This window comes from Methylobacterium crusticola (genome assembly GCF_003574465.1).
In the GTDB taxonomy this organism is placed as follows: Bacteria; Pseudomonadota; Alphaproteobacteria; order Rhizobiales; family Beijerinckiaceae; genus Methylobacterium; species Methylobacterium crusticola.
Window position 1 is genome coordinate 23065 of record NZ_KZ984623.1, and the last position, 10221, is coordinate 33285.

Sequence of the window (10221 nt, forward strand, 5' to 3'; positions counted from 1 at the left end):
CGCTCCAGCACGGGGCGCGGCGCGCGGCCCGTCAGAGCGGCTTGGTGAGGCCGGCGTGGCTGTGGGCGTAGCCGTGGCGGGCGTAGAAGCGATGGGCGCCGGTGCGGGCGAGGCCCGAGGCGAGCTGCATCCCGCTCGCCCCCCTGCGGCGCGCCAGCGCCTCCGCCTCAGCCAGCATCCGGGCGCCGATGCCGGCCGAGCGCCGGTCCCGGCGCACCTGCACGCCCTCGAGCACGGCCTTGAGGGCGCCGCGCCCGGCGATGCCCTGCCGGAACGTGAGCTGGAACACGCCGACGACCCGCTCCGCCTCGAGGGCGACGAAGAGGTCCGTGTGCGGGTTGTCGGCGATGGCCGCGAAGGCGGCCGCGTAGGCCGGCCGGGTCTGCGCGGTCCAGGCATCGCCGTGGCCGCCGAGCGCGTCGTCCGCGTGCAGCCCCACCACCGCCTCGAGGTCGCAGGCCCGCGCGGGGCGGATGGTCAGGTCCGGCACGGCGGGGGCGTCCCTCAGGTCTCGCCGGCGCACCGCATGAGGTCCAGCGACGCCTCGAGCTTCTCCAGCAGCGCCCCGAGGCTCCGGCGCTCGGCGTCCGACAGGATGGCGAGCAGGCGCTCCTCCCGGGCGAGCAGCAGCGGTACCAGCTCGCCGTAGACCGCCCGGCCCTTCGGGCTGAGGGCGAGGAAGATCTCGCGCCGGTCCGCCTCGTCCTCCTGCCGCTCCACCAGGCCGAGGTCGACGAGGTGGCCCACCGCCCGGCTGATCCGCGACTTGTGGGTGCGGGTGCAGCGCACGACGTAGGCCGCGCTGCGCGGCCCGTCGTGCATGCCGAGCGTGGCCAGCACGCGCCATTCCGGGATGTCGATGCCGAAGCGGGCGTAGTCGGCGGCGAGCGCCTGGCTGAACTCGGCGCCGAGCCGGTTGATCCGGAAGGGGACGAAGCGCAGAAGGTTCAGCCGGTCCATGGATCTGTCCACGCGGGCGCCCGGGAGCCGGCACGGGCCGGCGGGTCGGCCGCCCCTCCCTTGACGGTTGCAGGTGCAACTGTCTAGGATGGTTGCGACTACAACAAACATGCCCCGGCCGCCGCCGCAATCCGCCTTACGTCGCAGGGCGGGCGCGGCCGGGGAGGCCCCGGAGGAGCGCCGCATGAGCAAGGGTTTCGCCAGCCAGTCCGACCTCGCGGAGAAGCGCGAGACCTTCGCGGAGATCGGGCCGGGCCTCTACGCGCTCACAGCTGAGGGCGACCCGAACTCGGGCGTCGTCGTGGGCGACGATTCCGTCCTGGTGATCGACGCGCGCGCCACGCCCCGCATGGCCGGCGACCTCGTCGCCCGGGTCCGCGAGGTCACCGACAAGCCCATCCGGCACGTGCTGCTCACCCACTACCACGCCGTCCGGGTGCTCGGGGTCGCCGGCTACGCGGACCGCGTCAACGTCATCGCCAGCGACGTGGCCCGCGCCATGATCGTCGAGCGCGGGCAGGCCGACATGGAGTCCGAGATCCAGCGCTTCCCCCGCCTCTTCCGGGGCAAGGAGGAGATCCCGGGGCTGACCTGGCCGACCCTGACGTTCCACGGCGAGATGACGCTCTGGCTCGGCACCCGCGAGGTGCGGATCATCCACGCGGGCCGCGGCCACACGGCGGGCGACACCGTCGCGTGGCTGCCGCGGGAGCGGGTGCTCTATTCCGGCGACCTCGTGGAGTACGGCGCCACGCCCTATTGCGGCGACGCGCACTACCAGGACTGGCCCGCCACCCTCGACCGCCTCGAGGCGCTGCGGCCCGAGGCGCTGGTCCCGGGCCGCGGGGAGGCCCTGACGAGCCCCGAGCAGATCCGCGACGGCCTCGAGGGCACGCGCGCGTTCCTGCGCGACCTGTTCGCCATCGCCCGGGCCGGGGTCGCGGCCGGCCACGACCTCAAGGCGGTGTACGACCGGGCGATGAGCGAGATGCGGCCGAAATACGGGCACTGGGTGATCTTCGAGCACTGCATGCCGTTCGACGTCAGCCGGGCCTACGACGAGGCCAAGGGCCTCGACGCCCCGCGCATCTGGACGGCGGAGCGCGACCTCGAGATGTGGCGCGCCCTCGAGGGCTGACGCCCCGACCCGCCCACCGCCGACGCCCGGGCCGCAACCGGGCGCGCCCTGCCCGGAGGAGCCGCCCATGAGCCCGACCCCGCGCTTCCCCTACGTGCCGCCACCGGAGCTCGCCGGCGCGACCGGGCGCCGGCCCGTGGTGGTGATCGGCTCGGGGCCCGTCGGCCTCACCTGCGCCATCGACCTCGCCACGCGCGGCGTGCCGGTCGTGGTGCTGGACGACGACGACACGGTCGCCACCGGCAGCCGGGCGATCTGCTGGGCCAAGCGCACCCTCGAGATCTGGGACCGCCTCGGCGTCGGCAGCCGCATGGTCGAGACGGGCGTGACCTGGAGCGTCGGCCGGGTCTTCCACCGCGACCGCGAGCTCTACCGCTTCGACCTGCTGCCCGAGAGCGGCCACCGGCGCCCGGCCTTCGTCAACCTCCAGCAATACTACGTCGAGCGGTTCCTGATCGAGCGGGCGGCGGCGTTCCCGGACCTGATCGACTTGCGCTGGCGCAACGAGGTCGCGGGCCTGACCCAGTCGCGCGACGGCGTGCGCCTGGAGGTGACGACCCCGGACGGTCCCTACGCGCTCGAGGCCGCGTGGGTGATCGCGGCGGACGGCGCCCGCTCGCCCACCCGCACCCGGATGGGCCTCCCCTTCGAGGGCCAGCGCTTCGAGGAGCGCTTCCTCATCGCCGACGTGCGGATGAAGGCCGACTTCCCGACCGAGCGCCTGTTCTGGTTCGAGCCGACCTTCCACGCCGGCCAGAGCGCTCTCCTCCACCGCCAGCCCGACGACGTCTTCCGCATCGACTTCCAGCTCGGGCCTGACGCCGACCCCGAGCGGGAGCGGCAGCCCGAGCGGGTGATGCCGCGGGTGCGGGCCATCGTCGGCGCCGGGACGCCGGTGGAGCTCGCGTGGTGCTCGGTCTACGCCTTCCGCTGCGCGCGGCTGGAGCGGTTCGTGCACGGCCGCGTGGTGTTCGTGGGCGACAGCGCCCACGTGGTGAGCCCGTTCGGGGCGCGGGGCGGCAATGGCGGCGTGCAGGACGCCGACAACCTGTGCTGGAAGCTCGCCCTGGTCCTGGCCGGGGAGGCACCCGAGGGCCTGATCGACAGCTACGACGTCGAGCGCGGCCACGGCGCGGACGAGAACATCCTCAACTCCAGCCGCACCACCGCCTTCATGACGCCGAAGACGCGGGTCGAGCGGCTGTTCCGCGACGGGGTGCTGGCGCTCGCCGCCGAGGCGCCGTTCGCCCGCCGCCTGCTCAACGCCGGGCGCCTGTCGCGGCCGTGCAGCCTCGCGGGCTCGCCCCTCCAGACGCCGGACGGGGTGCCGATGCCGGGGGGCGTCGCCCCGGGCAGCGCCTGCCCGGACGCGCCGGTCCGCGACGGGGCGGGGCGGCCGGGCTGGCTCCTCGACCATCTCGGGGGCGCGTTCACCCTGCTGGTCTTCGCCGGGGAGGCGTGCCCGGACCTCGCCGGGTGCGCCGACCTGCCCCGGGTCGTGGTGGGCCCCCGGCCCCTCGACTGCCCGGGCGCCACGATGCTGGTCGACCCGGACGGCGTCGCCGCCGCGCGCTACGGGGCCGGCCCCGGGACGACCTACCTGATCCGTCCCGACGCCCACGTGGCGGCCCGGTTCCCGGCGCCCGATCCCGCCGGCCTCGCCCGCTCGCTCGCGCGGGCGCACGGCCGGGCCGACGCCCCGGTGCGGGAGGCGGCGTGATGCTGCGGCAGGACGACGGCTTCCACGGCCGGGGCGACGACGTCTACGGCGCGCTCCTCTCCGCCCACGAGGGGCTGAGCGACGACGAGAGCGCGGCGCTCAACGCCCGCCTCGTGCTGATCCTCGCCCACGAGGTCGGCGACGTCGCCCGGCTGAGGGAGGCCCTCGCGCTCGCCCGCCGCAGCCTCGGCGCGGCGCCCGGGCCGGCGCCGGGCTGAGCGCCGGGGCCTGGGCGGCGCGGCCTTCAGGCGGCCCGCGCCCGCGCCCCGTCCGCCGGCAGGCGCGTGTGCTCCCGGAACTCCTCGATCGGGGCGGGCCGGCCGAGGAGGAACCCTTGCGCCTCCTGGCAGGCCTCGGCGCCCAGGAAGGCGAGCTCGGCGCCCGTCTCGACGCCCTCGGCCAGCACCGGGAGGCCCAGGCCGCGGCCGAGGCCGAGCACGGCCCGCATGATGGCGGCGGTCTCCCGGTTGATGTCGACGGCGTGGATGAAGGAGCGGTCGATCTTGATCTTGTCGAACGGGAAGGCCCGCAGGTTGGAGAGCGAGGCGTAGCCGGTGCCGAAATCGTCCATCGCGATGCGCACGCCGAGCGCCTTGACCTTGCCCAGGGTCGCGAGCGCCCGGGCCGGGTCGCGGATCAGCGCCGTCTCGGTGATCTCCAGCTCGAGCCGGACGGGGTCGATGCCGCTCTCCGCGAGCACGTCCTGGACGAGCTGCGCGAAGGCGGGGCTGTGGAGCTGCACCGCCGAGACGTTCACCGCCACCCGCAGGGGCCTCTCCCAGCGCGCCGCCTCCCGGCAGGTCTCGCGCAGGACCCACTCGCCGATGGCCAGGATGGCGCCGGTCTCCTCGGCGATGGGGATGAAGCGGTCGGGCGGGACGCTGCCGCGCCCCGGATGGTTCCAGCGCAGCAGCGCCTCGAAGCCCACCACCAGCCCGGTGTCGACCTCCATCTGCGGCTGGTACAGCAGCACGAACTCGCCCCGCCCGATCGCCTGGCGCAGGTCGTGCTCCAGGGTGCGCCGGTCGCGGATCTGGACGGCGAGGGCCGCCTCGAAGTAGCGGTAGGTCCCCCGCCCCTCGGACTTCGCGCAGTAGAGGGCCGCGTCGGCGTGGCTCAGCAGGGTCTCCCGGTCGGTGGCGTCGTCCGGGTAGAGCGCGATGCCGATGCTGGTGGCGACCGGGGGGGCGCCGTCCGAGGCCGCGTTGCCGGCCCGGATCGCCTCCAGGATGCGGGCGGCCAGGCGCCCGGCCTCGGCCGGGCCGCCGACCTCCGGCAGGATGACGGCGAACTCGTCGCCGCCCAGGCGCGCCATGCTCTGGCGCTCGTCCAGCTCCGCCGGCACCCAGCGGGCCACGGTCCGCAGCAGCGCGTCGCCGGCGGCGTGCCCGTAGAGATCGTTCACCTCCTTGAAGCGGTCGAGGTCGAGGCAGAGCACCGCGAGCCGCCCGCCCGTCGCCCGGGCACGGGCGATCTCCTGGTCGAGCCGCGCCGTGAAGCGGGCGCGGTTCGGCAGGCCCGTCAGCGCGTCGTGGTGGGCGAGGAACTGGATGTGCTGCTCGGCCTGCCGGCGGGCCCGCAGGTCGCGCACCGCGACCGCGTGATGGGGCCGGTTCGCGAAGGTGATGGCGCGCAGGATCACCTCGACGGGAATCGCGATGCCGTGCCGGTCCCGCAGCTCGGTCTCGATCACCTGGTCGACCCCGCCGTCCTGCGTCCGGCGCACCACCGCCTCCGGGAAGGCGCTCGCCACCGGCCGGCCGATCAGCTCGGACGGGGCGCAACCGAGGAGGTCGGCGAGGCTGGTGTTGACCGTCACGATGCGGTCGCCGTCGCAGACCGCGATCCCCTCGACGGCGGCGTTGGCGAGGCTGTGCACCAGTTCCTGCTGCTCCCGGCGCCGGCGGACGCGGCCGTCGATGGTGATGGCCGTGAAGGCGAGGACGAGGAGCGTCAGGCTGGCAAAGCCCGTCGAGACCGCTGCCCGGGCGTCGGCCTCGGCCGGGACGCCCGGGGCCGCCGGATCGGTCAGGATGTCGAGGGCCGCGAGGCCGAGGAAGTGCTGGAGGCCGACCGCCAGGATCAGGAGGAGCGCCGCGGCGCTCCGGCAGGCGGGGTCCTCGCGCAGGCCGAGCGCGAAGGCCGCCACGCAGACGAGGCTGCCGGCGAGCGCCGAGGCCAGCAGCAGGCCGAGATGCCAGGAGACCAGGCCGGCCGCCGCCGGCCCGACCAGCCCGGCGCAGTGCACGGCGGCGAGGCCGAGGCCCAGCAGGGTGCCGGCGAGCCACGGGGCGCCGGCGCAGGGCAGCAGCGCGGCGCGAAGGCTCGCCCCCGTGGCGATCATCGCGAGGGCCATCGAGACCAGCGCCAGGCCGGCGTCCCGGTTGGCCCCGCCGCCAGGCTGGAAGGAGAGCCGGGCGATGAAGTGCGCTCCCCAGAGGCCGAAGCCGCCCGCCGCCGCGCCGACGCAGAGCCAGATGGCGCGCATGCGACCGGCCGAGGCCCGGGCGTGCTGGAGGAGATCGACGGCGGTGACCGAGGCGAGCACGCCGATGAGGAGCGATAGGCCGAGGAGCCGGACCTCGTGCCGTTCGAGCAGGACTTCGATGAGCTGGACCATGTCGACCTGGCTTTGCGGTGCATTCCGGTACTTTGATCCCGCGGCGGTTGGGGATTGGTAAAGGTCGATCCGGGTCTCGCCGGAAAACCCGCCCATCGGCACTGCGTACTTCCCCAAGGTAAGACAAGTACGCGCCCCGCGAGATCGCGCGCCGACGCGTGGCGCGGCGCGATCGTGCCGCCGTCGACGGCGCGGCCGCCGGGCGCTCGACGTCCCGGCGCGAGCCCGGGACGGCGCGATCGCGCCGGCCCGGGGAGCATGTGCCTCAGCACACCCCGCCGGCCCGAAAAGTGGTTCTACATGAAGGGGCTGGCAGGCCCTCGCGCCCCACAGGCCCGCGTCCCGACGACGAGAACCGAGCAATGGCTGGTCGATGGCACGAGACCCCGCGCGGCTGGAAGCCCCGGGCCCGTCCGCGCGGGGCGGGCCGCCGCGTCCCCCGCGGCCGCCCGCCCCGCATCCTCCACGTCGCCGACATCGTCGACGCCTACGTGCCCTGCACCCAGGCTCCGGCGAACGACGACCGGGATTTCGGCGTCCCGATCCGGCTCCCGGAGCGCGCGGCGGCGCGTCCGTTTCGGCCGTCCGGGAACCTCAGGCTCGTGCAGGCCCCGCCGCCGGCCGCCGGGAGCGCGGCGCCCTCGGCGGCCGGCGGCGCGGGCTGACCCGGTGAGCCAAGCGCGCCGGCGCGCCCGTCAGGGCTCGCAGGGCAGGATGGCGGCGCCGGCGGAGACGAAGCCCGCGAGGCTGCGCAGGTCCGGCGCCTGCCGGCGGCTTCTGGCCACGGCGTCCGCCTCGCGCTGGAGCCGCGCGTTGCAGGAGCAGGCCGGGAGCCCCTGCCCGGCCGGAGGCGTGCAGGCGTCGTGGTGCATGCAGGCCGCATCGAGGGCGTCGGTCGGCGGGAGGCCGGGCCCGCGGTTGCCGGGACCGCAGTAATTGCCGTGGAACACCAGCGCGTCCCTGGGAATCCCGCTCCCCGGCAGTGAAGGCGGCGGCGCGACCGCGAACATCAGGTCTTGGGCCGACGCGAGTGTCGGCCCCGTAAGTGAAGAGGCCGCGATCATCACGATCGCGAAGGGTTTCAAGCGTTTCGACTGGTGCATCGGACTGGTCCTCATCCTGCGTCCCCTTACCGCCAAGATGGAGTCGCCGGCCCATCCGGCAACCGGGCGCCGCCCGAGCGTGCGGGGTTCGGGCCGCGGGCGCCGCAGAGTTCGGGCCGCGGGCGCCGCGGGGTTCGGGCCGCGGGCGCCGCGGGGTTCGCGGGCGCCGGAGCGTTGACGGCGGCCGCTCCGGTCGACTATGTTCTTGATCTGTTCGAGCGCCCGCTCCCCGCCGGGCCCCACGAGGTCGTCGCGCGGCCATGTCGCACGCCATGCCCACCGCCACCTCCCCGGCGCAGGCCGGCAAGACGCTGTTCTTCTTCGAGAAACCCTCGGCGATGCGCCAGCTTCAGCGCTTCTTCCGCTCGCCGCGCACGGTCTGCGTCGCCGCGGAGGGGCACCTGCTCGCGGCCGACGAGCCCGGCGCCATCCGGGAGGAGTGGAAGGCCTGGCGCTTCGACGCGCTGCCGATCGCCCTCGACCGCATCCCGGTGGCCTGCGGGCAGAACCGCTCCGGCCAGTCGCACGCCCCGAAGCTCGCCGCGATCGGCCGCGCCCTCGAGGGCGTCGAGCGCGTCATCATCGCGACCGATCCGGGGCGCGAGGGCTCGATGATCGCCTGGGAGGTGCTGGAGCACCTCGGCTATCGCGGGCGGGTCGACCGGCTGCGGCTCGGTGCCCTCGACGAGGTCTCGATCCGCCGCGCCTTCGCGGCGCTGGCCCGGGAGGCCGATTCGGGCGAGCGCGACTACGCGGCCTACCTCGAGGCCCTCTGCCGCCAGTACGAGGATTGGCATCTCGGCCTCAACGGCACCCGGGCGATGTCGCTGCGCCTGCGCCCGCCGGCCTTCCGCGAGCCCTGGCGCTTCGGCGGCGTGCAGACCCCGACGCTCGCGATCCTGGCCGACCTTGAGGAGCGCATCCGGACGTTCGTGCCGCGGGACTTCTTCCGCATCGCCCTGCCGGTCGCGACGGAGAGCGGCGGGGCCCTGACCCTCTGGCACGCGCCGAAGGACCGGATCTTCGAGCGGGCGGAGGCGGAGGCGATCCGGGCGGCGGCCAGCGGCTGGGCGGGCGCCCTCGGCGTCGTCCAGAAGGACGTGCGGCGCACGCCCCCGAAGCTTTTTTCCAAGGACACGCTGGCGCGGGCCTGCGCCAAGCGCTTCGGCTGGGACCCGCAGGTCACCGCCCGCCACGCCCAGGACCTGTACGACCAGGGCCTCCTGAGCTACCCGCGCACCGAATCCGCGCACCTGCCCGAGGGCCAGGCGCGGGACGCGGCGGCGGTGATCGCCGCCCTCGCGGGTGCCTCGGCGGAGCTCGCCGCGCACGCCCCGGCCCCGGAGGCGTTGGTGGTGCGGCGCGGGCAGAAGGGGCATTACGTCAAGGATCCGGGCGAGCACCACGCCATCGTGCCGCTGCGCAAGGCGCCGGCGCCCGGCGCCCTCGCGCCGGACGCGCGGCGGCTGTGGGAGCTGGTGGCGCGGAGCTTCCTCGCCGCGCACCTGCCGGACGGGGTCGACGCCCGCACCACCGTCTCGGCCGAGGTCGCCACCCCCTTCGGGCCGAAGCGCTTCAGCGTCACCGGCAGCGTCGTCAAGGTGCCGGGCTGGCGCGCGCTCTACGGCGCGGAGGCCGACGAGGATGCCGAGGCGGTGCCCGGCAAGGCCAAGCCCGACGACGAGCCGCGGGCCGGGCGCCTGCCGCCCGTGCGGGACGGCGAGGCGGCCCGCGCCGAGGCGGCGGAGATCGAGACCGCCCGGACCGAGCCGCCGCGGCGCATCACCCGGGGCGAGTTGCCGGTGGTGATGGGGCGCCTGATCGACCAGGTCGAGGACGCCGCCCTCAAGCGGGCGCTCGAGAACCCCGCCAACCCGACCGAGCCGAAGGGCCTCGGCACCGCGGCGACCCGGGACGCCGTGCTGCCGAAGCTGATCAAGAGCCACTACGTCGCGCTCCTCAAGGGCAAGGACCCGGCCATCGAGGTGACGGAGGTCGGCCTCGCCTTCCTGGCGGCGGTGCGCAAGGTGTTTCCGGCCTACGGCGACCCGGTCGGCCGGGCCGTGTTCGAGGCGAACCTGGCCGAGATCGGCCGCGCGGGGAGCCGGGAGGAGGCGGCCCGGCGCGCCGAGGCGTTCCGCCGGGCGACCCGGGCCCGGCTCGACGCGCTGATCGCGGCCGTGGCGGGGTCCGAGCGGCTCGCCCTCGATCCGGCCGCGGGGCCCGCCAGCCCCGCCGGGCGCCCGCCGACGGACGCGATGGTGGCCTTCGCCACGGCGCTCGCGGCCCGCAAGGGCGTGCCGCTCCCCCGCGGCCTCGCGCGGGACGCGGGCGTCTGCCGGCTGTTCCTGAACACCCATGCGGGCCCGCGCGGGGCTGTCCCCGCCGGAGCGCCCCGCGCGCCCAGCCCGGCCATGCTGCGCTTCGCCGCATCGCTGGCGCGCGAGAAGGGCCTCGCCGCCCTGCCCCCGGAGGTGGAGGGGGATTTCGGCGCCTGCCGGGCCTTCCTCGACGCGCACGCAGACAAGGGCGCGCCCCCGGCCGCGACGAGGAAGCGGGCGCCGGGCCGCAAGGCGCCGCCGCGCAAGGCGTCGTCCGGCAAAGCGTCGTCGGGCAAGCGTGCGGGCGCGCGGCGGCGCGCGCCCGAGCAGCCGCGCGCCTGACGGGTCCGCGCGCGCGC

Annotated in this window: 9 protein-coding genes; 5 read left to right on the forward strand and 4 right to left on the reverse strand. The window is 75.7% G+C overall.

The features are described 5' to 3' along the window. Positions 1-31: 31 nt before the first annotated feature. Complete coding sequence (locus tag DT057_RS02500; protein ID WP_128560549.1) at positions 32-490, reverse strand: GNAT family N-acetyltransferase; 459 nt, start codon at positions 488-490, stop codon at positions 32-34. A gap of 14 nt (positions 491-504) precedes the next feature. Further along, a complete protein-coding gene (locus tag DT057_RS02505) occupies positions 505-960 on the reverse strand; it encodes a MarR family winged helix-turn-helix transcriptional regulator (RefSeq protein WP_128560550.1) in 456 nt (151 codons plus the stop codon). A 184-nt stretch (positions 961-1144) separates the two neighbouring features. Between DT057_RS02505 and DT057_RS02510 the strand changes: the two genes are divergently transcribed. The 3 genes from DT057_RS02510 to DT057_RS02520 all read left to right on the forward strand — a co-directional run bounded on the left by DT057_RS02510 (position 1145) and on the right by DT057_RS02520 (position 4036). Then, positions 1145-2098 carry an MBL fold metallo-hydrolase gene (locus DT057_RS02510; protein WP_128560551.1) on the forward strand — a complete coding sequence of 318 codons (954 nt, stop codon included), beginning with the start codon at positions 1145-1147 and terminating at the stop codon, positions 2096-2098. Between the two features lie 67 nt (positions 2099-2165). Then, positions 2166-3818 carry an FAD-dependent oxidoreductase gene (locus tag DT057_RS02515; protein WP_128560552.1) on the forward strand — a complete coding sequence of 551 codons (1653 nt, stop codon included), beginning with the start codon at positions 2166-2168 and terminating at the stop codon, positions 3816-3818. Next, positions 3818-4036, forward strand: coding sequence for a DUF2783 domain-containing protein (locus tag DT057_RS02520; RefSeq protein ID WP_128560553.1), 219 nt, complete (start codon positions 3818-3820; stop codon positions 4034-4036). The genes DT057_RS02515 and DT057_RS02520 overlap by 1 nt, the downstream gene beginning before the upstream one ends. A 26-nt stretch (positions 4037-4062) precedes the next feature. Here DT057_RS02520 and DT057_RS02525 read toward each other — a convergent pair whose 3' ends face one another. Next, positions 4063-6438, reverse strand: a complete 2376-nt coding sequence (locus tag DT057_RS02525; RefSeq protein ID WP_128560554.1) for a bifunctional diguanylate cyclase/phosphodiesterase — start codon at positions 6436-6438, stop codon at positions 4063-4065. 362 nt (positions 6439-6800) lie between these two features. On the opposite strand from DT057_RS02525, the gene DT057_RS02530 reads away from it, so the two are divergent. Further along, complete coding sequence (locus tag DT057_RS02530; protein ID WP_128560555.1) at positions 6801-7103, forward strand: hypothetical protein; 303 nt, start codon at positions 6801-6803, stop codon at positions 7101-7103. 30 nt (positions 7104-7133) lie between these two features. Here the strand turns inward: DT057_RS02530 and DT057_RS02535 are convergent, their stop codons facing one another. Beyond that, positions 7134-7541, reverse strand: coding sequence for a phospholipase A2 family protein (locus DT057_RS02535; protein WP_407068070.1), 408 nt, complete (start codon positions 7539-7541; stop codon positions 7134-7136). A 260-nt stretch (positions 7542-7801) separates the two neighbouring features. On the opposite strand from DT057_RS02535, the gene DT057_RS02540 reads away from it, so the two are divergent. Beyond that, the gene (locus DT057_RS02540; RefSeq protein ID WP_238312849.1) at positions 7802-10204 is read left to right on the forward strand and encodes a DNA topoisomerase; all 2403 of its coding nucleotides are present in this window, start codon (positions 7802-7804) and stop codon (positions 10202-10204) included. Positions 10205-10221 lie beyond the last annotated feature (17 nt).

Excerpts from the sequence above, each read along its gene's own strand:
- DT057_RS02505 (WP_128560550.1), bottom strand. The coding sequence starts at position 960 with ATGGACCGGCTGAACCTTCTGCGCTTCGTCCCCTTCCGGATCAACCGG.
- DT057_RS02510 (WP_128560551.1), top strand. The coding sequence starts at position 1,145 with ATGAGCAAGGGTTTCGCCAGCCAGTCCGACCTCGCGGAGAAGCGCGAG.
- DT057_RS02515 (WP_128560552.1), top strand. The coding sequence starts at position 2,166 with ATGAGCCCGACCCCGCGCTTCCCCTACGTGCCGCCACCGGAGCTCGCC.
- DT057_RS02520 (WP_128560553.1), top strand. The coding sequence starts at position 3,818 with ATGCTGCGGCAGGACGACGGCTTCCACGGCCGGGGCGACGACGTCTAC.
- DT057_RS02525 (WP_128560554.1), bottom strand. The coding sequence starts at position 6,438 with ATGGTCCAGCTCATCGAAGTCCTGCTCGAACGGCACGAGGTCCGGCTC.
- DT057_RS02530 (WP_128560555.1), top strand. The coding sequence starts at position 6,801 with ATGGCTGGTCGATGGCACGAGACCCCGCGCGGCTGGAAGCCCCGGGCC.
- DT057_RS02535 (WP_407068070.1), bottom strand. The coding sequence starts at position 7,541 with ATGCACCAGTCGAAACGCTTGAAACCCTTCGCGATCGTGATGATCGCG.
- DT057_RS02540 (WP_238312849.1), top strand. The coding sequence starts at position 7,802 with ATGTCGCACGCCATGCCCACCGCCACCTCCCCGGCGCAGGCCGGCAAG.